Source organism: Kocuria salsicia (assembly GCF_039532055.1).
Taxonomy (GTDB): domain Bacteria; phylum Actinomycetota; class Actinomycetes; order Actinomycetales; family Micrococcaceae; genus Kocuria; species Kocuria salsicia.
Genome location: NZ_BAAARF010000008.1, coordinates 282,319 through 303,934, shown reverse-complemented (window position 1 = coordinate 303,934; position 21,616 = coordinate 282,319). Strand labels below are relative to the sequence as shown.

Annotated in this window: 21 protein-coding genes and 1 pseudogene; 12 read left to right on the top strand and 10 right to left on the bottom strand. The window is 70.3% G+C overall.

Annotation, left to right across the window (positions count from 1 at the left end; all coding sequences use genetic code 11):
• Window positions 1-25: 25 nt before the first annotated feature.
• Window positions 26-388: a hypothetical protein gene (locus tag ABD264_RS08520; protein WP_344205467.1), complete on the bottom strand. Its 363-nt coding sequence runs from the start codon at window positions 386-388 to the stop codon at window positions 26-28.
• A gap of 13 nt (window positions 389-401) precedes the next feature.
• On the opposite strand from ABD264_RS08520, the gene ABD264_RS08515 reads away from it, so the two are divergent.
• Complete coding sequence (locus ABD264_RS08515; RefSeq protein WP_145012129.1) at window positions 402-878, top strand: hypothetical protein; 477 nt, start codon at window positions 402-404, stop codon at window positions 876-878.
• A gap of 200 nt (window positions 879-1,078) precedes the next feature.
• Here ABD264_RS08515 and rraA read toward each other — a convergent pair whose 3' ends face one another.
• Entirely contained in the window at window positions 1,079-1,546 is a 468-nt protein-coding gene (rraA, locus tag ABD264_RS08510; RefSeq protein ID WP_290499925.1) for a ribonuclease E activity regulator RraA, read from the bottom strand.
• 126 nt (window positions 1,547-1,672) lie between these two features.
• Window positions 1,673-3,145 carry a helix-turn-helix domain-containing protein gene (locus tag ABD264_RS08505; RefSeq protein ID WP_055082382.1) on the bottom strand — a complete coding sequence of 491 codons (1,473 nt, stop codon included), beginning with the start codon at window positions 3,143-3,145 and terminating at the stop codon, window positions 1,673-1,675.
• Between the two features lie 304 nt (window positions 3,146-3,449).
• On the opposite strand from ABD264_RS08505, the gene aceA reads away from it, so the two are divergent.
• Window positions 3,450-4,736, top strand: coding sequence for an isocitrate lyase (aceA, locus tag ABD264_RS08500; RefSeq protein ID WP_012397296.1), 1,287 nt, complete (start codon window positions 3,450-3,452; stop codon window positions 4,734-4,736).
• A 215-nt stretch (window positions 4,737-4,951) separates the two neighbouring features.
• Here the strand turns inward: aceA and ABD264_RS08495 are convergent, their stop codons facing one another.
• On the bottom strand, window positions 4,952-5,437 hold the full coding sequence (locus ABD264_RS08495) for a hotdog fold thioesterase (protein WP_222126518.1): 486 nt from the start codon (window positions 5,435-5,437) through the stop codon (window positions 4,952-4,954).
• A 181-nt stretch (window positions 5,438-5,618) separates the two neighbouring features.
• Between ABD264_RS08495 and paaZ the strand changes: the two genes are divergently transcribed.
• Together paaZ and ABD264_RS08485 are read left to right on the top strand one after the other, a co-directional pair.
• Window positions 5,619-7,733: a phenylacetic acid degradation bifunctional protein PaaZ gene (gene paaZ, locus ABD264_RS08490; RefSeq protein ID WP_344205461.1), complete on the top strand. Its 2,115-nt coding sequence runs from the start codon at window positions 5,619-5,621 to the stop codon at window positions 7,731-7,733.
• Between the two features lie 184 nt (window positions 7,734-7,917).
• Window positions 7,918-8,316 carry a VOC family protein gene (locus ABD264_RS08485; RefSeq protein WP_344205459.1) on the top strand — a complete coding sequence of 133 codons (399 nt, stop codon included), beginning with the start codon at window positions 7,918-7,920 and terminating at the stop codon, window positions 8,314-8,316.
• A 129-nt stretch (window positions 8,317-8,445) separates the two neighbouring features.
• On the opposite strand, the gene ABD264_RS08480 is transcribed toward ABD264_RS08485, so the two are convergent.
• The 3 genes and pseudogenes from ABD264_RS08480 to ABD264_RS08470 all read right to left on the bottom strand — a co-directional run.
• Entirely contained in the window at window positions 8,446-9,072 is a 627-nt protein-coding gene (locus tag ABD264_RS08480; protein WP_144941226.1) for a TetR/AcrR family transcriptional regulator, read from the bottom strand.
• 107 nt (window positions 9,073-9,179) lie between these two features.
• Window positions 9,180-10,517 carry a phenylacetate--CoA ligase family protein gene (locus tag ABD264_RS08475; RefSeq protein WP_295110274.1) on the bottom strand — a complete coding sequence of 446 codons (1,338 nt, stop codon included), beginning with the start codon at window positions 10,515-10,517 and terminating at the stop codon, window positions 9,180-9,182.
• 93 nt (window positions 10,518-10,610) lie between these two features.
• Window positions 10,611-10,838: pseudogene (locus tag ABD264_RS08470) on the bottom strand (hotdog fold thioesterase); the annotation flags it as partial.
• A gap of 350 nt (window positions 10,839-11,188) precedes the next feature.
• On the opposite strand from ABD264_RS08470, the gene paaA reads away from it, so the two are divergent.
• From paaA to ABD264_RS08440, 6 genes are all read left to right on the top strand, one after another.
• A complete protein-coding gene (gene paaA / locus ABD264_RS08465; RefSeq protein WP_344205457.1) occupies window positions 11,189-12,250 on the top strand; it encodes a 1,2-phenylacetyl-CoA epoxidase subunit PaaA in 1,062 nt (353 codons plus the stop codon).
• 2 nt (window positions 12,251-12,252) lie between these two features.
• Window positions 12,253-12,549, top strand: a complete 297-nt coding sequence (gene paaB, locus ABD264_RS08460) for a 1,2-phenylacetyl-CoA epoxidase subunit PaaB (protein WP_055082364.1) — start codon at window positions 12,253-12,255, stop codon at window positions 12,547-12,549.
• The gene (gene paaC, locus ABD264_RS08455; RefSeq protein ID WP_344205454.1) at window positions 12,546-13,382 is read left to right on the top strand and encodes a 1,2-phenylacetyl-CoA epoxidase subunit PaaC; all 837 of its coding nucleotides are present in this window, start codon (window positions 12,546-12,548) and stop codon (window positions 13,380-13,382) included. The genes paaB and paaC overlap by 4 nt, the downstream gene beginning before the upstream one ends.
• A gap of 5 nt (window positions 13,383-13,387) precedes the next feature.
• Entirely contained in the window at window positions 13,388-13,969 is a 582-nt protein-coding gene (gene paaD / locus ABD264_RS08450; RefSeq protein WP_425554306.1) for a 1,2-phenylacetyl-CoA epoxidase subunit PaaD, read from the top strand.
• A 2-nt stretch (window positions 13,970-13,971) separates the two neighbouring features.
• Complete coding sequence (gene paaE, locus ABD264_RS08445) at window positions 13,972-15,171, top strand: 1,2-phenylacetyl-CoA epoxidase subunit PaaE (protein ID WP_344205451.1); 1,200 nt, start codon at window positions 13,972-13,974, stop codon at window positions 15,169-15,171.
• 225 nt (window positions 15,172-15,396) lie between these two features.
• A complete protein-coding gene (locus tag ABD264_RS08440; protein WP_344205449.1) occupies window positions 15,397-16,170 on the top strand; it encodes an enoyl-CoA hydratase/isomerase family protein in 774 nt (257 codons plus the stop codon).
• 296 nt (window positions 16,171-16,466) lie between these two features.
• Here ABD264_RS08440 and ABD264_RS08435 read toward each other — a convergent pair whose 3' ends face one another.
• Both ABD264_RS08435 and ABD264_RS08430 read right to left on the bottom strand, forming a co-directional pair.
• A complete protein-coding gene (locus tag ABD264_RS08435; RefSeq protein ID WP_344205447.1) occupies window positions 16,467-17,156 on the bottom strand; it encodes a hypothetical protein in 690 nt (229 codons plus the stop codon).
• A 234-nt stretch (window positions 17,157-17,390) separates the two neighbouring features.
• The gene (locus tag ABD264_RS08430; RefSeq protein ID WP_303104785.1) at window positions 17,391-19,349 is read right to left on the bottom strand and encodes a penicillin-binding transpeptidase domain-containing protein; all 1,959 of its coding nucleotides are present in this window, start codon (window positions 19,347-19,349) and stop codon (window positions 17,391-17,393) included.
• A gap of 106 nt (window positions 19,350-19,455) precedes the next feature.
• On the opposite strand from ABD264_RS08430, the gene ABD264_RS08425 reads away from it, so the two are divergent.
• Together ABD264_RS08425 and ABD264_RS08420 are read left to right on the top strand one after the other, a co-directional pair.
• On the top strand, window positions 19,456-20,346 hold the full coding sequence (locus tag ABD264_RS08425) for a LysR family transcriptional regulator (RefSeq protein ID WP_344205445.1): 891 nt from the start codon (window positions 19,456-19,458) through the stop codon (window positions 20,344-20,346).
• Entirely contained in the window at window positions 20,336-21,253 is a 918-nt protein-coding gene (locus tag ABD264_RS08420; protein WP_144066398.1) for a serine hydrolase, read from the top strand. The genes ABD264_RS08425 and ABD264_RS08420 overlap by 11 nt, the downstream gene beginning before the upstream one ends.
• Here the strand turns inward: ABD264_RS08420 and ABD264_RS08415 are convergent.
• A complete protein-coding gene (locus ABD264_RS08415) occupies window positions 21,250-21,612 on the bottom strand; it encodes a hypothetical protein (protein WP_094393155.1) in 363 nt (120 codons plus the stop codon). The genes ABD264_RS08420 and ABD264_RS08415 overlap by 4 nt on opposite strands.
• Window positions 21,613-21,616: the final 4 nt, after the last annotated feature.

Sequence of the window (21,616 nt, the reverse complement as noted above, 5' to 3'; positions counted from 1 at the left end):
GGGGAGGGTGGATGCCTTGGTGATCTCAGAGATCTCCCCCAACCGACGAGGTGAACGAGATGTGCTCCACGAAGACCAAGACCCTGACCGCCGCTGTTCTGGCTGTCCCGCTGCTCGTGGGTTGCGCGCAGAGCGCCGAGCCCTCGCAGGCCGCCGACGCCGCGTCGTCGCCCGCCGCGAGCACGGCCCCGGCGGCGAGCAGCACCCCGAGTACGGCGCCGAGCACCCAGGCGGCGCCCCCCGACGAGAGCGCGGAGACCCCGGCCACGGAGCCGACTGCGACTGCAGAGACCACCGCGCCGCCACCGGAGCCTTCCAGTTCAGCACCCGCCGTCCACTCCACGCTCCCCGCGGTGGAGGACCCCTGTGCGGGGGTCTGCACGGCCACGGGACGGTTCCAGATGAATCACCCCGCCTACGGCCCCATGGAGATCGTGTCCCACGAACGGATCGTGCACCCGGAGACCGCTCCCCAGGGCAAGCAGCCCAGCTTCGCCGTCTATCAGGGGAACGAGCCCGTGCGCTACGAGGTGAACGTGGACGCCGGGGACCTGGTCTCGTTCGGACCGGCCCCCGTGATCGGGGACCAGGTGTGGGACGTGGCCGGGAGCAGCCCCGTGGACAGGTACGGGAACCTCTACCTGAGCAGCAGCCGCGGCGTCACCGTCATTTCCCCCGCCGACGAGGGCTACTCGTCCAACGGAACCATTCCCGAGGCCAACCTGATCCCGCCGTACCCGTCCGATCCGGCCGGGCTGCGGATCGAAGCCTCCGGCGAACCGACCATCCTGGTCAAGGAGGTCGCCCCGGGCGGCGCCCCAACGGGCAAGACCCTGGAGTACACCTGGGACGGTTCCACCTTCGTGCCGAGCACGTAGGCACGCAGGAAAGTAGCTGACACGACGCCGTGCGGGCAACGGTGAAGGGCGCGACCCCGAGGGGTCGCGCCCTTCACGTCCGATACCTGTGTGTTCTGGTGCTCGTGCGCTCGACCGGCCGTGAACCGGACCTCCAGCGGTTCGGCCACCCGGCGTCAGCCGTGCGGCCACGGAGCTGTCCTCATGGGGCCGTGCCGGACTCAGCGCTCCACGAGGATCCCGTCCTCGTCCGCCCACAGGGTCTTGCCCGGACGGAAGGTGACACCTCCGAAGTTGAGGATCACGTCCGTCTCGCCGAAGTCGTTGGGCGAGGACTTGCGGGGGTTGGTGCCCAGGGCCTTCACGCCGATCTGCAGGGTTCCGAGCTCCACGCGATCGCGCACCGGGGCGTTGATGACGAGCCCCGCCCAGCCGTTCTCCATGGCGGTGCGGGCCACGTTGTCGCCGAGCAGCGCGCAGTTCATGGAGCCCTGCCCGTCCACCACCAGCACGGCACCGTCACCGGGGGTGGCCACGAGCTTCTTGACGTCCACGTTGGACTCGAAGCAGCGCACGGTGCGGATGGGGCCGGCGAACTGGTGGACGCCTCCCACCGAGATGAACTGGGTGGTCACGGACTGCAGCTCGTCGCCGCGCTCGTCGTAGAGGTCGCACGTGGAGATGGACATGGCACTGGCCTTTCGTCGCGGACAAGGGGGCCGCGCGGCGTCGTCGTCGGGTGGGCGGCGCACTGCGGAAGCTCGCCCCGCGCCGCGAGAACGACAACCTACGCAGCAGTAGGAACGTGACGGACGTTACGCGAGGTCCGCATCGAGTTCAACGGCCGGCGCGTGGCGCTGCAGGAAGCGGTACACCTCGGTCTCGTCCACCCCGGGGAACGCGCCGGCGGGCATTGCGGCGAGCATGTGGGTGGCCGGGCGCGCGGAGGGCCACGCCTGTCCGTCCCACAGCTCCGAGAGCGCGGGCGAGGGCTGCTGGCAGCACGCCGGGTCCGGGCAGGTGGAGGTGCGCCGGTAGTTCGTGGCCCGGCCCCGGAACCACTTGACGTGCTCGTAGGGAACCCCGAAGGAGATTGAGAACTCGCCGTGCTCGGAGCCCTCCACGCGGGCGGAGCACCAGAACGTGCCGTGCGGGGTGTCCGTGTACTGGAAGTGCGAGAGCAGCCGGTTGGTCCCGGAGAAGGCCTGGCGCGCGGAGAAAAAACGGCACGCCCGCTGACCCTCCACCGCCCCGCTGTGGTCGGTGGGGAACTGGAGGCCGTCGTTCTGCCAGGCCTTGTGGATGATCCCGGAGGAGTGCACCTTCTCGAAGTGCGTGGGGATCTCGAAATGGTGGGTCATCAGGTTGGTCATGCGGTGCGCGGCCGTCTCGTGGGAGACCGCGAACGCGTCCCGGAGGTCGTCCACGGACAGCTCCCGTTGGGACTTGGCCCGGGCCAGGAGGTCCACCGCCGAGGCCTCGGGAACCATCAGCGCGGCGGCGAAGTAGTTGGTCTCCACCCGCTGCTCCAGGAACTCGCCGTAGCTTGCGGGCCGTCCGTGCCCCAGCAGGTGGTGGCCCACCGCCTGCAGCAGCACGGACCACGGGGATCCGCCGGCCGTGCTGGCGGGCAGGTAGAAGCGCCGGTTGCGCAGGTCCGTGACGGAGCGCGTGGAGTGCGGCAGGTCCGGGACCTGGTGGATCTCGAAGCCCACGTGCTCCACCAGCCGGGAGATGTGGTGCTCGGACAGCGGCCCGCCGGTGTGCCGGATGGCGGCGAGCAGCTCCGCGGCCATGGTCTCGATCCGCTCGAAGTAGTTGTTCACGCCCTGCATCCGCGCCCGCAGCTGGGTGTTGGCGCGCCGGGCCTCCTCCGGGGTGGCGGCCTGCTCCTCGAGCCGCTGACCGAGCTGCTGCTGCAGTGCGGCGAGCGCCTCGAGGGTCTCGGTGCTCGTCCCCGGCCCCACCCGCACCGTGGGCAGCCCGAGCGCGGAGTACATGGGCCCGCGCTGGACCCGCTCCACCTGGATCTCCAGTTCCATGCGCCGAGAGGGCGCCTTGGAGCCCAGCAGCTGCTCCACCCCCATGTCCAGGGCCGCAGCGATCGCGGACAGCGCGCTGAGCTTGGGCTCGCGCTTGCCGTTCTCGATCAGTGACAGCGCGGACGGCGCCATTCCCGCGGTGCGCGCCAATTCCTCCAGCGTGATTCGCAGGCGCTTGCGGCGGTAGCGGATGCGCCGACCCAGCACGATCGGGTCCGCCGGGTCCCCCGACTCCTCGGGCGGCACCTCGGAGGACGACGACGCCGCGCGGCCACCTCGGGTGCCCGCCCTCCCGTGTCCCGCGGGAGCGGTGCGCTCGGTCGTGGAATGGGTGGGAGCGGCGTCGACGGTGCGACGGTGCCTGCGGGGTCCTGTGTCCAGGGTCATAGTCCGAGTTTAGGCAGATTTTTCTCAAACGTGAAGAAATTCAATTCTTCATCCGAAAAACCTCTATGCGAGGGTGCAGATCGCGGCAAAAGTGGAACACATCAAGTTACCCGTGCGGAGCTTCCACCGAGGCCGCCGGCTCGAACGATCAAAGGAGACCGAGATGAGCAACGAGAACAGCAACCTCCGCAGCGCCGCTGAACTGGCCCGTGACTGGGAGGAGAACCCGCGCTGGGCGGGTGTGACCCGTGACTACGCGCCCGAGGAGGTCCTGCGTCTGCAGGGCTCCTTTCGAGAAGAGCACACCAACGCCCGCCGCGGGGCGGAGCGCCTCTGGTACCTGCTCAACTCGGAGGATTACATCAATGCTCTGGGCGCTCTGACGGGCAACCAGGCGGTCCAGCAGGTCAAGGCGGGCCTGAAGGCCATCTACCTCTCCGGCTGGCAGGTGGCCGGTGACGCCAACCTGGCGGGCCAGACCTACCCGGACCAGTCCCTCTACCCGGCGAACTCGGTTCCCCAGGTGGTGCGCCGGATCAACAACGCGCTCAAGCGTGCGGACCAGATCGAGCACGCCGAGGACGTCCACACCGTGGAGAACTGGATGGCGCCGATCGTCGCGGACGCGGAGGCCGGCTTCGGCGGACCGCTCAACGCGTTCGAGCTCATGAAGTCCATGATCGACGCCGGTGCGGCGGGCGTGCACTGGGAGGACCAGCTGGCCTCCGAGAAGAAGTGCGGCCACCTGGGCGGCAAGGTGCTGATCCCCACCCAGCAGCACATCCGCACCCTCAACGCGGCCCGCCTCGCGGCGGACGTGGAGGACGTGCCCAGCATCATCATCGCCCGCACGGATGCCGAGGCGGCCACCCTGATCACCTCGGACATCGACGAGCAGGACGCCGAGTTCATCACCGGCGAGCGCACCGCGGAGGGTTTCTACAAGGTCCGCAACGGCATCGAGCCCTGCATCGCCCGAGCCAAGGCGTACGCGCCGTACTCCGACCTCATCTGGATGGAGACCGGCACCCCGGACCTCGAACTCGCCAAGCAGTTCGCGGAGGCCGTGCACGAGGAGTTCCCGGACCAGATGCTGGCGTACAACTGCTCGCCGTCCTTCAACTGGAAGAAGCACCTGGACGACGACACCATCGCCAAGTTCCAGCGCGAGCTGGCCGCCATGGGCTTCCGCTTCCAGTTCATCACCCTGGCGGGCTTCCACGCCCTGAACTACTCGATGTTCGACCTGGCACACGGCTACGCCCGCAACCAGATGAGCGCCTACGTGGAACTCCAGGAGCGGGAGTTCGCCGCCGAGGAGCGCGGCTACACCGCCACCAAGCACCAGCGCGAGGTGGGCACCGGCTACTTCGACCTGGTCTCGCAGGTGGTCAACCCGAACTCCTCGACCATCGCCCTCAAGGGCTCCACCGAAAGCGCCCAGTTCTGACCCGCCCCGCGCGGCAGCGCTGACACAGATTCGCGGAGGCCGGTGCACGGTCACCGAGGCCAAAGTACTCCGGGCACCCGGCCTCCGCGTTCACCTCATCCGCGGGTGATGGAGGGGTCTGCTCAGACCTCTGGCGGACACAGAACCGCCCCGGCACCGCACCATGACGCGGCCGCCGGGGCGGTTCTTCCGTGCGCGGGGCACGCCTGCCGCGGCTACTGCGAGGGGGCGTCCTTGAGGTAGTTGGTGATCCGCACCGTGCACAGCCGGCGGCCGGTGTCGATGTGGGTGATGACCACCTCGTGGCTCGTCATGGTGCGGCCCAGGCGGATGGCCGTGGCCACGCCGCGCACCCGGCCGCTCGTGGCGGAGGCATGGTGGGTGGCATTGATGTCCACGCCCACGGCCACCTTGCCCATCGTGGAGCCGTGGATCACGGCGGCCCACGATCCGAGCATCTCGCCCAGCGCCACGGACGCGCCGCCGTGCAGCAGCCCGAGGGACTGCCGGTTGCCCTCCACGGGCATGGTGGCGACGAGGCGCTCGGCGGAACGCTCTTCCACCTCCACGCCCATCTTGCGGTCCAGCTCGCCCAGCTCGAGGTTCAGGGCGTCGAAGGGCTTGCCCTTCTGCTCGTCGGACGACGCCGCGCGCCGCCGGTTCTCCACGCGTGCGTCCGCGGGGGTCGGGTCCTCGTGCATGTTCACTCCTCGTGGTGGTGGCACGACGCCGCCCGCGCGCCCGCGCGGGAAAGGTGCCGCAGCGCCGTCGGGCCCGGTGGAGCGGGACGAACGGCCATGGTGACTCTGTGTGACCTAGGTTATCCTGGTCCAAATACTGACCGATCGTTCGGCTACCGCCTCGACACCCGGAGGACCCAGCGTGAGCACCCAGACCCAGGCGCCCGAGACCAGCGCCCCGCAGATCCTGCCCAGCTTCGTGAGGGGCCAGTGGTGGCGCCCGGACGACCCGCAGAAGGTCACGGACGTGAAGGACGCCGCCACCGGCGAGCTGGTGGCCCGCGTGGGCACGGACGGCCTCGACACCGCCGGGGCCGTGGAGTACGCCCGCACCGTGGGCCAGGCCTCGCTGGGGCAGTTGCGCATCCACGACCGCGCGCTGATCCTCAAGCAGCTCGCGCAGCACCTCGGGGAGCACAAGGGGCAGCTGTACGAGCTCTCCTACGCGACCGGCTCCACCGCGAAGGACCACCTGATCGACGTCGACGGCGGCATCGGCACCCTGTTCACGTTCTCGTCCAAGGGCCGCCGCGAGCTGCCCAATGCCAACGTGATCGTGGACGGCGCCGTGGAGCAGCTCTCCCGGGACGGCTCGTTCCTGGGCGAGCACGTCTACACCCGCCTGCCTGGCGTGGCCGTGCAGATCAACGCGTTCAACTTCCCCGTGTGGGGCATGCTCGAGAAGTTTGCGCCCGCGTTCATCGCCGGGGTACCCACCATCGTGAAGCCCGCAACCCCCACCGGCTACGTCACCGAGGCGTGCGTGCGGCTCATGCTGGACTCCGGGCTGCTGCCCGAGGGATCCCTGCAGCTGGTCTCCGGCTCCGCCGGGGACCTGCTCGACCACCTGGACGCCCGCGACCACGTGGCGTTCACGGGGTCGGCAGCCACGGCCCGCTCACTGCGCGGCCACACCAACGTGGCGGAGAACGGTGTGCGCTTCACCGCGGAGACCGACTCCCTGAACGCCGCGGTCATGGCCCCGGACGTCACCGAGGACTCCCCCGAGTTCGAGGCGTTCGTGAAGTCCGTGGTCCTGGAGATCACCGCCAAGGCCGGGCAGAAGTGCACCGCGATCCGCCGAGTGGTCGTGCCGGAGCAGGTCAAGGCCGCCGTGGTCACGGCGATCCGCAAGCGGGTGGCCCAGCGCGCCGTCGTCGGGGACCCGCGGGACGCCGCCACCACGGTGGGCCCGCTCGCGTCCGAGGACCAGTACCTCGAGGTGCTGCGCTCCGTGCGCACCCTGGTCGACGCCGGTGCCACCGTGGAGCTGGGCGGACCCGAGGAGCTCTCCTCCGTACCCCAGCACGGCGCGTTCTTCCCCGTCACCGTGCTCTCGTTCGACGACGCACGCACCCCCGTCGTGCACGAGGTCGAGGCGTTCGGCCCGGTCACCTCCGTGCTCGGTTACTCGGGGGACGTCGCGGACGCCGTGCAGATCGCTGCGATGGGTGGCGGCTCCCTGGTGGCCACCGTGTGCACCCACTCCCCCGAGCTCGCGGCACAGTTCGCCTCCGGGATCGGCGCGTACCACGGGCGCGTGCTCTTCCTGGACCGCGACGACGCCAAGACCTCCACGGGCCACGGCTCGCCCGTGCCGCACCTGGTCCACGGCGGCCCCGGCCGCGCAGGCGGCGGCGAGGAGCTGGGCGGCGTGCGTGCGGTCAAGCACTACATGCAGCGCACCGCTGTGCAGGGCTCCCCGGACCTGCTGACCGGCATCACCGGCCAGTGGCACTGGGGCGCGAGCGCCAACACGGTGACCCGCGAGGACGTGGCGGACGGCACCGGCGAGCACCCGTTCCGCAAGTCGCTGGAGACGCTGCGGATCGGCGACCAGTTCGTCTCGGACCTGCGCACCGTGACGCTCGAGGACATCCTGGAGTTCGCGGAGAAGACCGGGGACACGTTCTACGCGCACACGGACGAGGAGGCCGCCACGGCCAACCCGTTCTTCCCGCGCCGCGTGGCCCACGGCTACCTGCTGGTCTCCTGGGCCGCAGGGCTGTTCGTGGAGCCCGCACCCGGGCCCGTTCTCGCCAACTACGGGCTGGAGAACCTGCGGTTCATCACCCCCGTGACGTATGAGGACGCCATCCGGGTCACCCTGACCGCCAAGAAGATCACCCCGCGCGTGACGGACGAGTACGGCGAGGTCGCGTGGGACGCCCGCCTGACCAACCAGAACGACGAGATCGTGGCCACCTACGACGTCCTGACGCTGGTGGCCAAGCGGTGGCCGGTGCCGGAGGCGTGAGTCCCCGCCCGTTCGGGGGTGCCGGCAGCACGGTCTGACGGCGGTGCTGTCTGACGGCGACCTGAACCTCCGGAGCCCCGTGGCATGACGTCGTGGGGCTCCGGTGTTCCCGGGACTGCGGCGGCCCCCGGCGCCTTCCGCCGCCGTCTGCAGGACTGGCGCCACACCCTTCAAGGAGCACACCATGCGTCTCTACACCGCCGTGATCGACTGCCGCGACCTCCACGCCCAGGCGCACTGGTGGGCCCAGGTGCTCGACTGGGAGGTGATGTACGAGGACGCCGACGAGGCGGCGATTGCCCCGCGCAGCAGCCCCACCGGGGACATCGACGACCGTCGGGAGTTCGACGCCGTGCAGACGGGGATCTGCTTCGTCCCGGTGCCCGAGCCGAAAACGGTCAAGAACCGGATCCACCTGGACTTCGCGCCGCACGTCACCGAGGACTGGAACGCCATCGTCGAGCGCTTCCTCGCCGCGGGAGCCCGCCGTGCGGACGTGGGCCAGCCGGAGGACGCCACGTTCGCCGTCCTCGCCGACCCCGAGGACAACGAGTTCTGCATCCTCTCCGCGCGCCGCAGCTGACGCGGGTGCCGCCGGGCGGGTCCCAGACTGCCGGGTCGCACGGGATCCTCGGGCGCGCCTGCCCGTTCGCCCGCAATCGTGAGCGGGTGCGCGGATCCCCGCGGATCCTCGGGGTACCCGCGAGGACGGCTAAGCCCGCAGGCCCGAGAAGACCATCGTCACCACGGTCGCCGCGAGCTGGTCCACTGTGCCCGAGCGGCCGGGCTGGTACCAGTCCACGATCGAGTTGACCATGCCCAGCATCAGACGCGGTGCGGACTTCCCGGAGATGTCCGTGCGCAGCTCCCCCAGCTCCTGCGCCTCGCGCACCAAGTCCTCGACCGTGCGGGTCAGGGTGCGGCGACGCTGCAGCGCGGCCTCCTCGACCTCCGAGTTCCCACGCAGCCGCAGCAGCAGGGTCACGTAGGGCATCTGGTCCACGAGCACCCGCACCGAGCCGTCGAGGATCGCCTCGAGCTTGTTGACCGGCCCGTGGTCCGAGGCCAGGACGGACTCGAAGACCGCCTCCAGCGAGTCCAGCGCACGGTCCAGTGCCTGGCCGAGAATCGCCTCCTTGGACTCCACGTGGTGGTAGATCGCGGACTTGGAGATCCCCAGGTGCTTGGAGAGGGTCCCCATGGAGGTGGCGTCGTAGCCGTAGCGGTTGAAGACGTCCACGCACACGGACAGCAGGGTCTCTCGGTCGTACCCGGGACGGCCCCGCTTGGGGGCCGCCGCGGCGCCGTCGGAGGCGGGGGAAGTGCTCGCGGGGGACATGGACGGGGACCTCGACCTTCTGTCGGGCTGTCGGGAACGGAGAACCTCAGGCTACCGGCTCGTCACCTGGGCTCCACCGCCACAGCGGGCCCCGGCAACGCCGGAACTCACTTGTCGCGGTGGTCGTACACGCGCCGCAGCTTCCCGGAGGAACGGGCCAGGGTGTCCGGCTCGGCGATGTCGATCGTGGCGCTGGAGCCGATCTTCGTCTTGATCTCGTGCAGCAGCCGACGAGCACCCTCCCCCGCCTCCTCGCGGGTGGCGTCCTCGCGGCGCTCGATGTGGATGGTCATCTGGTCCATGCGGTGCGGCCGGGTGATCTCCAGCGTGAAGTGCGGGGAGAGCGCGGGGATCTTCAGCGCGAGCTCCTCGATCTGGGACGGGAAGAGGTTCACGCCGCGCAGGATGATCATGTCGTCCGAGCGCCCGGTGATGCGGCCCATGCGCCGGTGGCCCGGACGGGCGGTGCCCGGCAGCAGGCGGGTGAGGTCGTGGGTTCGGTAGCGGATGATCGGCAGCGCCTGCTTGGTCAGCGCGGTGAACACGAGCTCGCCGGGGCGCCCGGTGGGCAGCACCGTGTCGTCGAACGGGTCGATGACCTCCGGGCGGAAGTGGTCCTCCCAGATGTGCGAACCATCCTTCGTCTCGCAGGACTCGCCGGCCACGCCGGGGCCCATGACCTCGGAGAGTCCGTAGATGTCGCACGCGGAGATGTTGAACGTCTTTTCGATCTCGTGGCGCATCTCCTCGGTCCACGGCTCCGCCCCGAGTACCGCGTGCCGCAGGGAGGTCTCGCGCGGGTCGAGACCGAGCTTGCGGAAGCCGTCCGCGATGGTGAGCAGGTAGGTGGGGGTGGAGAGGATGGCCTGCGGCTCGAAGTCTCGGATGAGCTGCACCTGCTTTTCCGTCTGCCCTCCGGACATCGGGATCACGGCGCATCCCAGGCGCTCCGCACCGTAGTGGGCGCCCAGCCCGCCGGTGAACAGCCCGTAGCCGTACGCGTTGTGCACCTTGTCCCCGGGCTTCATTCCCGAGAGCCGGAAGCAGCGTGCCACGAGGGTCCCCCACGTCTGCAGGTCCTCCTCCGTGTAGGCCACCACGGTGGGCTGCCCGGTGGTGCCCGACGACGCGTGGATGCGTCGGATCTCGGACATGGGCGTGGCGAAGGACTTGAACGGGTAGGCCTTGCGCAGGAATTCCTTGTCCGTGTAAGGGAACTTCGCGAGGTCCTCGAGCTCCCGGAAGTCGTCCGGGTGCACCCCGTGCTCGTCGAAGAGCTCCTGGTAGGCGGGCACGTTCTCGTACGCGTAGTGCAGGGTCCAGTTCAGGCGCTCCGTCTGCAGCGCCTCGATCTGGTCCCGGCTCATCAGCTCCTCGGGATCCGGCTGAGAGGAGTCCTCGGAGGCCACGGGGTGGTACGGGCTGGGCACGGAGCACGACGTCATGGGTTCACGCTTTCTGGCGAAGGGGCACGGTGCGGTGCGGCCGCGGAACTGGGCGACGACGTCCCCGCCCTGGGTGGAGACGGTGATGTCGCACAGGCCGCTGCGCCCGGTGGTGGCGATCTGACGGCCCTCCGCGACGAGGGTCTGGCCCGGGTGGGCCGAGCTGAGGAAGTTGATGTCCACGCCCTGGGCCACGGTCATGGAGGTGCCGTCCGGTTCCGGGTCGTTGCACGTCATGGCGAAGCACGAGTCCGCGAGCGCGAAGATCATCCCGCCGTGCACGATGCCGAAGCCGTTGAGCATCTCCTCCCGCACGGCCATGGAGATCACGCAGTGCCCGGGGTCCGCGCGCTGCACGGTGATCCCCAACCACTCGGAGGCACGGTCGCCAGTGAGGACGGGATGGTGTGGCACGGGAGGGCTCCTCAGATTTTCAGAACGATCGGTCAGTAGGTAACCGCGAAATGTGACGTGTGTCAACAAGTCCAGGGCTCCGCCGCGGCGTCGCCACCCCTGCACATCCATTGACGGGTCCCCGCCTCCCGGGCGGAAGATGTGTTGACGACCACACCGGGGGCCTATATTCTGAACGAGCGGTCAGTTATTATTGCCGGCAGCGTACAGAGTTCATCCTCCGCTCCCATCTCACCCGCGAACCGAGGACACCCACCATGACTGAGCAGACCACCACTGCGGACCAGGCGGAGCCCACCGCCGAGCAGCAGCACTTCGAGCACCTCCTCAGCGAGGACTCCCGCGTGGAGCCCCGGGACTGGATGCCGGAGGCCTACCGGAAGAGCCTGACCCGCCAGGTCTCCCAGCACGCGCACTCCGAGATCATTGGCATGCAGCCGGAGGCCAACTGGATCACCCGCGCCCCGAGCCTCAAGCGCAAGGCCGTGCTGATGGCCAAGGTCCAGGACGAGGCCGGCCACGGGCTGTACCTCTACTCCGCGGCGGAGACCCTGGGCACCCCGCGCTCCGTGCTCAACGAGCAGCTGCTGAGCGGCAAGGCCAAGTACTCCTCAATCTTCAACTACCCGGCCCGCACCTGGGCGGACATGGGCGCGATCGGCTGGCTCGTGGACGGCGCCGCGATCTGCAATCAGGTGCCGCTGTGCCGCGCCTCCTACGGCCCGTACGGCCGCGCGATGGTGCGCATCTGCAAGGAGGAGTCCTTCCACCAGCGCCAGGGCTGGGAGATCCTCTACGAGCTCTCCCACGGCACCGAGGCGCAGAAGCAGATGGCCCAGGAGGCAGTGAACCGCTTCTACGGCCCCGCCCTGCAGATGTTCGGTCCCCCGGACGCGGACTCCCCCAACTCGCAGCAGTCCATGCAGTGGAACATCAAGCGCTTCTCCAACGACGAGTTGCGCCAGCGCTTCGTGGACATGATCGTCCCGCAGGCCGAGGCTCTCGGCCTGACCCTGCCGGACCCGGACCTGAAGTGGAACGAGGCCCGCGGCCACTACGACTACGGCCAGCTGGACTGGAACGAGTTCATGTCCGTGATCAAGGGCTCCGGCCCGTGCAACGTGCAGCGCATGAAGCGCCGCCGCGAGGCCCACACCAACGGTGCCTGGGTCCGCGAGGCGGCCGAGGCCTATGCCCAGCGGCAGGCGCGCGAGGCTGCCGAGGTGGAGGCAGCGGCGTCGTCCCCCGAGGCCGCCGTGGCGATCGACGAGACCACTGTGATGGCGGACCGCGGCTCCGCCGAGCTGATCGGAGCCTGAGCATGAGTGAGAACCAGACCGGCAACTGGCCCCTGTGGGAGGTCTTCGTGCGTTCTTCGCGCGGGCTGTCCCACGTGCACGCGGGCTCCCTGCACGCCCCCGACGCCACCATGGCCGTGCGCAACGCGCGTGACCTCTACACCCGGCGCAACGAGGGCACGAGCGTGTGGGTGGTCCCCGCGGACGCCATCACGGCCTCGGATCCGGACTCCAAGGGCGGCTACTTCGAGTCGGCGCAGGGCAAGAGCTACCGCCACGCCACGTACTACACCAAGAGCGAAGGGGTGAAGCACCTGTGAGCGCGTTCGCCTCCCACGACTCCGCCACCAAGCAGTCCGCGGGTGACGCGATCACCGCCGAGGAGATCGCGGAGACCGGCGGCAAGGCCTCGGAGGCCGTGGCCCAGTACGCTCTGCGTCTCGGCGACGACGCCCTGATGCTGTCCCAGCGCCTGGGCTGGTGGATCTCCCGGGCCCCCGAGCTCGAGGAGGACATCGCCCTCGGCAACATCGCGCTGGACCTCATCGGCCACGCGCGCTTCCTGCTGACCTACGCGGGCTCCGCGTGGGGCAAGACCGAGGACGAGCTCGCGTACTTCCGCAACGAGGAGGAGTTCCGCTCAGTGCGCCTCGTGGAGCAGGAGAACGGGGACTTCGGTCAGACCATCGCGCGTCAGCTGCTGTTCTCCTTCTACCAGTACGAGCTCTACTCGGCGCTGCAGTCTTCCACGGACCAGACCCTGGCCGCGATCGCGGACAAGGCGCTGAAGGAGGTCGAGTACCACCAGGACCACGCCGCCCAGTGGATCCTGCGCCTGGGCCTCGGAACCGAGGAGTCCAGGCGGCGCATCCAGGAGGGCCTCTACTACATGTGGCCCTACCTGGACGAGCTGTTCACGGACGAGCCCCTGCACGACGAGCTCGAGGGCACCGCCGTGCGGCCCTCCAGCCTGCGCGAGCGGACCGTGGACCGCGTCACCGCCCTGCTGGCGGAGGCCGAGCTCGATGTCCCGAACGTGGCCCAGGCCCGACTCTCCGCCGCACCACGTGACGGCTCCTACTCCGAGTACCGCGGGTACATCCTCGCCGAGATGCAGTGGCTCGCCCGCCAGCATCCCGGCGCCACGTGGTGAGCACCGTGTTCTCCCGCGTTCCGCCCCGTTCGCTACCGCCCACGGGCGGCGTGGCGCCCCGGGAGGTCCCCCTGGGGCCGTCCCGGCGCCCGGACGATGCGCGCGACGCCGCCCTGTGGGACGTCGCCGCCACCGTGTGCGACCCGGAGATCCCGGTGCTCACGCTCGAGGACCTCGGGGTGCTGCGGGACGCCGTGGCGCGGGAGAACGAGAACGTCGTCGTCATCACCCCCACCTACTCGGGCTGCCCCGCCATGGACACCATGGCCGCGGATCTCGAAGCCGCGGTCACCGCCGCCGGCTACGAGGACGTGCGCGTGGTGCAGGTGCTGCGCCCGGCGTGGACCACCGACTGGATGTCCCCCGGGGGCCAGGCCAAGCTGCGCGAGTACGGCATCGCCCCGCCCACCGGGCGCACCGCTGCCGGGCACAACTCCGGGCCGGTGCGACTGAGCCTGGCCGTGAAGTGCCCGCACTGCAGTTCCCTGGACACCCGCGAAATGACCCGTTTCGGGTCCACGTCCTGCAAGGCCCTGTGGGTCTGCAACGACTGCAAAGAACCCTTCGACTACTTCAAGGTGCACTGATCATGAGCGAAACGCCGGACACCTCTGCCGTGGAGGACGCCACCGAGGCCAGCGCGGGTGACGGTAAGCGCCGCGCCACGTTCAACACCCTCGCGGTCTCCGAGGTGCGCACGCTGACCCCCGACTCCGTGGAGGTCACGTTCGAGGTCCCCGAGGACCTCGTGGCGGACTACAACTACCTGCCCGGGCAGTACGTGGCCATCCGCGCGCAGATCAACGGGCACGAGGTGCGCCGCTCCTACTCGATCTGCGCGGACCCCACCCCGGGTGAGATCCGTGTGGCCATCAAGAAGGACATGGGTGGCGTGTTCTCCACGTGGGCGAACGAGCAGCTCGCCGCAGGAGACACCCTGGACGTGATGAACCCGCAGGGCGCGTTCACCTCCAAGGTCAACATCACCTCCATGAATGACCCCGAGAAGCTCGCCGAGCGGGAGGTGGCCAAGAAGCGCAACGTGCACCTGGTGGCGTTCGCCGCCGGCTCCGGGATCACCCCCATCATGGCGATCGCCCGCGCCCTGTTGCGCGCCTCGGACACCGCCGCGATGGATGTCATCTACGCCAACCGCTCGTCCATGGACGTGATGTTCGCGGCGGAGCTGGGCGACCTCAAGGACAAGTACCCCTCCCGCCTGGCCGTGCACCACGTGCTGTCCCGGGAGCAGCGGATCTCGCCGCTGATGTCCGGGCGGATCGACCACGACAAGCTCGAGGAGCTGCTGGACCACGTGGTCCAGGTGGACTCCACGGACGAGTGGTTCCTGTGCGGGCCCTTCGAACTCGTGCAGCTGTGCCGGGACGTCCTCAAGGAGCGCGGCGTGGACGAGTCCCGCGTGCGCTTCGAGCTGTTCACCACCGGCAAGCCCACCACCCCGCAGGGCCAGCAGGGCCGCGTGGTCAAGGCGGACCCCAAGGGCGAGAACTACGAGATCATCTTCAACCTGGACGGCACCTCCGCCCAGGTGAAGTCTCCCAAGTCCGCCGCGGAGACCGTTCTCAACGCCGCCCTGCGCGTGCGCCCGGACGTCCCCTTCGCGTGCGCCGGCGGGGTGTGCGGCACGTGCCGCGCCAAGGTCACCTCCGGCGAGTTCGAGATGGAGGAGAACTTCGCGCTCGAGAAGGACGAACTGGACGCCGGATACGTCCTCACCTGCCAGACGCGCCCCACCTCCGACCGGTTGAGTGTGGACTTCGACGCCTGACCCACCCGGACGGCGACGACGCCGCACCCGCCCCGGGCGGCGTCATCGCCGTCTGCGCCCGCTTGCGGCGAACGCGCGACATCGCACGACCGCGCTCCGCACGGCGGCACCACGCACCTGGCTGCCGCGCCGTCGCTGGCACGGCATGCCGGTCCGCCCGGGCGCCGCAGCACACCGATTCCCGCCGACACTGCGCCCGGTGGACCCGAACCCGAGGAGAACACCGTGATCGACCTGACCATCGAGGATGACATCGCCCGCGTGGTGCTCAATGCACCCGAGAAGCGGAACTCGCTGGACCTCGGCGCCCTGCAGGAGCTCACCGCCGCGTACACGGAGGCCGAGGCCGCCGGGGTCCGCGCGCTGCTGCTCACGGGTGAGGGCCGCGTGTTCTGCGCCGGTCGCGACATCTCAGCCGTGGACCCCGCGACCGACGACGCCGAGGGCTACCTCACCGGGACCCTGCTGCCCCTCATGCAGCAGATGTCGAGCTTCCCCGCCCCTACGTTCGCCGCGGTGCAGGGTGCGTGCCTGGGTGTGGGGCTGGGCCTGACGATCGCCACGGACGTGGTCTACGTGGCGCAGGACGCAAAGATCGGCTCACCGTTCGCCGCGCTTGGCGCCATCCTGGACTCCGGGGGGCACGCGCTGTTCACCGAGCGCCTCGGGGCGCACCGCACCCTGGACCTGATCTACACCGGGGAGATGATGAGCGGCGCCGAGGCCGTCACCGCCGGGCTGTTCTCGCGCGCGGTGCCGGCGGAGGAGCTGCTCCCGTTCACCGAGGAGCGCATGGCGAAGGCCGCCCGAGGTGCCACCCAGTCCTTCGTGGCCTCCAAACGTCTCGTGGCGCAGGTCCGCGACGAGCGCGCGGGCCTCTGGGACTCCCTGGCGAGTGAGAGCGCGGTGCAGGCCGTGCTGACCGCCACCGCCGACTACCGGGAGGGCTTCAAGGCCTTCCAGGAGAAGCGCAAGCCAACCTTCACGGGCAGGGACTGACCCCGCTCCGCTGCTCCCCCTCTGCCCCTTCTGTCACCCTGTCCCTCTGCGTTTGCTCCGTTGTTGCAACCGCAGGGCAGACAGGACGCAGCCCCAGCTCCCCTCCCAGCTTCCGCGTTTGCTCCGTCAGCGCAGAAATCGACCGCCCAATGCGCGTTTGCTCCGTTGAGGCACCAGGAGGCGGGCAGAGCACGGGGGCGGGCAGACCGTGAGAGCCGGGGCGGGAAGATTTCGGGCGTATCCTCCCGGGACGGCTGAGCGGCACGACGACGCTGGGGCGGCCCGAGTGCGCTGGCTCAGCCCCGGATGCCCATGGTGAGGAACACCGCCGCGGCTGCCGCAAGGCCCACGGTCAGGACGGGCTGCGGGTCCTGGGCGGCCACCCAGCGGGTGATCCGTTCCACGGTGCGCGAGAGGGCGGGGACCTTCTCCCACGCCCAGGTGAGGAGCCAGTAGGGGCCCACCACGGCCACCAGGAAGATGGTGAAGAACGCCAGCTGCCCCACCACGTGGTGCGTCAGCCCGGTGAAGAGACGGCCAGCGATGTACATGGTCGCCGGGCCGCTCATCCCCACCACGGTGTTGAGGAATCCGAGGGCAACCATGTGCCGGGACGAGTCCAGCACCTCGGACCTCGGCGCGCGGTGTGGCCTGCGGGGCCGGGTGCGCCAGCGGACGAGCTCGACGAGCGCCAGCACTGCCAGGAGAACCCCGGCGGTGAGGTCCACGCTGCGGCGCACCAGCAGCCCCTTGGTGCGGTCCTCCAGCAGCGCGGTCAGAGTCTGCGGGTCCACCGTGCGGAAGACGAGCAGCAGAAGCGTAGTCCCGAGCACCATCCCCAGGGTCAGGAAGTGCACCGGACGCCCGGGCCGAGTGCTTTGAGTGAGGATCCGCAGCACGAGCGCGTAGATGGTGGGCGAGAACCCCATGACCAGGCCCAGCCCGATCACGGAGACCAGGCCCCCGACCACTGCGCTCGCGCCCATGCGCTTCAGCTCCCTCGTGCCGCCGTGCTCATTCCTGGTTCATCCTGGCACGCTGGTGCCCTCGCGTGCCCACGAGACAGGGCGCCGCGGCGTCGTCGTGAATGGCGCATGCCGCCTTCCTCCTCCCCGGCGCCCATCCCTGCCTGCCCACTACCCCGGATCTTGTGCAGGTTGTGACGAAACCAGGCCGCGAAACGTCACAAGCTGCACTTGATGTGCACCGGGTGCTTCCCCTCACGACCCCTGCGCGGCCCGCAGCACGTCCAGCATGATCGGGGTGCCGGTGATCGAGCCGAGGTTCCCGTCCTCCACGAACACCGCGGCGGCGAGGTCCTCGTGCCCGGCGATCACCCACGAGTGGGTGCGGGGCGGGTCCTCGTTGCCGTACTCGGCGGTGCCGGTCTTGCCGATGGCGGTGTCCGGGGACAGGGAACCGAGGTCCTCCAGGTGGCCGCTGGCCACGACCTCGCGCATCAGCGTGTGGAGCCCGGCGGACTCCCCGGAGGTCAGGGGCACGCGCCGAGCCGGTGCCGCGGCGGCGTCGTCGTCGTGCGCGGCGTGGTGCGCGGCGTCGTCGCCCGCAAGGAGCGTGGGCTGCACGAGCTTCCCGGCCTGCACGCTGGCGACGAACCGCGCCATTCCGAAGGGGGACACGAGGGTCCGCCCCTGCCCGAACATGGCGGCCACGTGCTCACCGGCCGGCTCCTCGGACGGGATGCTGCCGGAGAACACCGGCATGCCGGGCGCCATGTCCACGCCCACGCCCAGGGACTCCGCGGCGTCGGCGAGCTCTGGCTGCGAGATCCGCCCGTGCTGGGCCGCGAACGCCGTGTTGCACGAGTGGGCGATCGCCTGGCGCAGCGGGACCCGCCCCTCGAACTGCCGCGGATAGCCGGAGAAGTTCGCCACGCTCGTGCCCTCCGCGGCGTAGGTGTGAGGGCAGTCCACGGTGGTGTCCGGGGTGTCCCCCTGGCGCAGCATGGCCAGGGATGTGGCGATCTTGAAGGTGGAGCCTGGGGCGTACTGCCCGAGCGTCGCCGTGGGGTACCCCTTCGACCCGGCTCCGTTGGCGACTGCCAGGACGGCGCCGTCGGAGGGGCGCACGAGCACCACGGACGACGGCGAGTCCACGTCCTCCAGCGCGCGCTGCGCGGCCTCCTGCAGGGTGGCGTCCAGGGTGGTGTGCAGGTCCTCGCCCGCGCGCGGGGCGTGCGCCACGAGCTGGTGGACCCGCCCGGGTTCCAGGCTGCCGTCCGGGTTCACGCCCACGCGGTCGACGACGACGCCCGGCGCGCCCCGCAGGCTCGCCTCGTGCTCCTGCTGCAGACCCCCGCGGCCGATCCAGGCGCCCCGGGTGAGTGCTCCGCCCGAGTTCTCGAGGTCCTCCGCCGTGGCCTCGACCACCGAGCCGAGGGTTTCGGCGGCAAAGCCCTTGCTCCGCCCGAGCACCCGGGTGTCCTCCGTGGCCTGCATGCCGGGGATCTTCTTCATCTGCGCCGCGTCCAGGGCCCGGAAGTCCTCCTCGCGCAGCGTCACGGCCTCGACCCACGCGTCGTCCGACGCCTGCGCGACCGCCTTCCGGTAGGTCTCGGCGTCGATGTCCACCGCCTTCGCGAGGGCCGTTGCCGCGTCCGCACGCTGGGCCGCCGGGACTTTCCGGAGGTCCAGGCCCACGCGGTGCACGGGCTGCGACATGGCCAGCGGCACGTCGTTCGCGCCCAGGATCTCCCCGCGCTCCGGCTGGACCGTGCGGATGCGCAGCCCCTCGTTCCCGTTCAGCCCGGGCTCCACGACCGACGGCTGCCACGTGGACCGCCACCCGCCGTCGGAGCGGGTGAGGTCCACGTCCGTGCTGTAGGTCCAGTCCTCGTCAGTGGCGGGAAGGTCCCAGCGCCATGACAGCTCCGCCCGTGCGGTGTCCCCCTCCACCTCCGTGCCCGTGACCGTGACGTCCGGTTCGATGCCTCCCGTGGTGCGCAGGATCCGCTCCAGCTCGGTCTGCACCTCCTCGCCCGGCCCGTTCGAGAACGCCAGGCCGGAGACGTCCTCCGAGTGCAGGCCACGGGCGAGGTCGTCCGCGGCGGACCGGGCGCCGTCGTCCTGCAGCGCCGCGCAGCCGCTGAGTGAGAGGGCGGCGACGACGCCGAGCACCAGGGTCCGACGGCGCGTGCGGCGAGCGAGTGGATCGAGCATGGTGAGACTTCCGTCCTGGGGTTCGTGCAATGACTCGTTCACGGTAGGGAACGCAGGTTCCATATGTCCAAGACTTTGAAAAGGCATCTGACATAGGCTTGAAGATATGAAACAGGGACGGGCGGGCAACCTGCTGCGCTGGGTCGAGTGCTTCCTGGTGGTTGCGGAAGTGGGCCACATCGGACGGGCGGCCGAGACGCTCGGCATGTCGCAGCCACCGCTGTCGCAGACCATCCGCAGGCTCGAGTCCGCCGTGGGCGAGACCCTGTTCCTGCGCCACGCCCGGGGCGTCAGCCTGAGCCCCGCCGGCCAGGCGTTCCTCCCGCGGGCCCAGGAACTGATGGCCGCACGACGGCGCGTGCTCGCCCTGAGCGAGGACGTCGCCCTCCTGGACCGCTCCGTGCGGATGCTCCTGCCGCGCTCCGTGCCCGCCGCATGGGTGGGCAACCGCCTGCTCTCGCCCGGGGCGGACTTCACCGGAGCGCGGTGGGCGAGCGCACCGTCGTCGGAGATCGTGCGGGAGGTGCGGGGTGACCCCACGGCGGTGGGCGTGGTGGTCGCGCCGATCGTGACCGACGAGCTCGTGGCCCTGCCCGTGGTAGCCGTCGCCCAGGATCTGGTCACGACCGCCGTCGTGGAGAAGCCCGTCTCGCGCCGCACGCTGCGCCGCGCCGTCGGCCCCGTGCTCCTCACCGCACCGCGCACGGACGGCCCCGCCGCGCACGACGTCCTGGCCGCGGAGCTCGAGTCCCTGGGCGTGGCCGCCCGGCTCAAGGAGGTCGCGGACCCGCTGCAGCTCGCCGCCGAGATCCGGGTGGCGAGGGCCGCGGCCCTCGTGCCGCACTCGACGCCCGGGGTGGACGGGATCCCGCTGGAGGACGGGGTCCTGCCGCTCAGGCTCCGGGTGCTCCACCACCCGGACGCGGAGCCGGCGGCCCGGGAGGCCGCGAGCCTGCTGCAGACGTGCCTGAGCAGGTGTGGCGACGGTGAGCGCTGAGATGTGGGAGCGCCCCGCGGCCGACGCCGTGCTGGGCCGCCTTGCCCAGGACGTCACCGGGATCCTGCGGGACGCGGACATGACGGGCGCCGTGGCCGTGCGCGTGATCGACGCCCCCGAGCTGCCCGCGTTCGGGTGGCGGGCGGACGAGGCGTTCCCGGCGGCGTCGCTGTACAAGCTCGTGGTCATGGTGGCCTTCTGCCGCGCGGTGGACCGCGGCGACCTGGACCCGACGGCGCTCGTGACCCTCCGACCCGAGGACAGGGCGGACGGCCCCACGGGACTCGCGATCTGCCAGGACCCGGTACGGATCTCCTGGCGGGACCTGGTGCGGCTGATGATGACCGTCTCCGACAACGCCGCCGGGCAGGCCGTGCTGCGCGAGGTCGGCCACGCCCGCGTCCGGGACGTGCTGCGGGAAATGGGCCTGTCCAGCACCGTCGTCCGCCCGGGACCCGCACCCGACGCCGTCCCTGAGCAGGCAGTGTCTGTGGGCACGGAGCAGGCGCAGGATCCCTACCTGGTGCCCGACCCCGTCGGGTACGACCCGCTGCTCGTCTCCGCAACCACCGCCTCGGACCTGGTGGCGCTGCTGTGCGCCATCTGGCAGGACCGGGCCGCGTCGACTGCGCAGTGCGCGTTCATGCGCGAGGTGATGTCGCAGCAGGCCTGGGGCCACCGGTTCGCGGAGGCCTTCTCCTACCCCGGGGCCGGTGTCGCCGCGAAGACGGGATCGTTCGGGGCGCTGTGCCACGAGGCCGGCGTGATCTCCCACCCCGGGGAGAAGTCCATCGCGGTGGCGGTCCTGACCCGTTCCGTGCGCCGCGAACGGCAGATCGCGGTGTCCAACAGGATCGTCGGCCAGATCGCGCGGCACTGCGTGCGCAGCTACCGGCAGTTCCTCTAGTCCTCCAGGACGGGGCCCGTGAGGTGTTCCTCGATCCGTTCAAAGAGGTGCACGATGTCCCGTCTGCCCTGGCCCCAGTCGAAGATCGTGGTCCCCAGTCTGGGCTCCTCGAAAGCGTGGATCCGGGTTCCCTCCGCTGTGGACGTCACCATCACGCGAAGAGTCATGCCCCAGGTCGCCAGGTTCATACGGCGCAGCAGGGTCAGCTTCTCCCCCTGCTCGTCGACCAGCTGGAACTGCCCCGTGGCAGCGTGGCGAACAGCCTCCCTCACCGCCTCCGGGCTTGCCGGGACGAGGAGGCTCGCCTCGCTGCGCGCCGCCTGCGTCTCGATCTCGTACTCTCCGTGGGCGGCCGTCACGCGC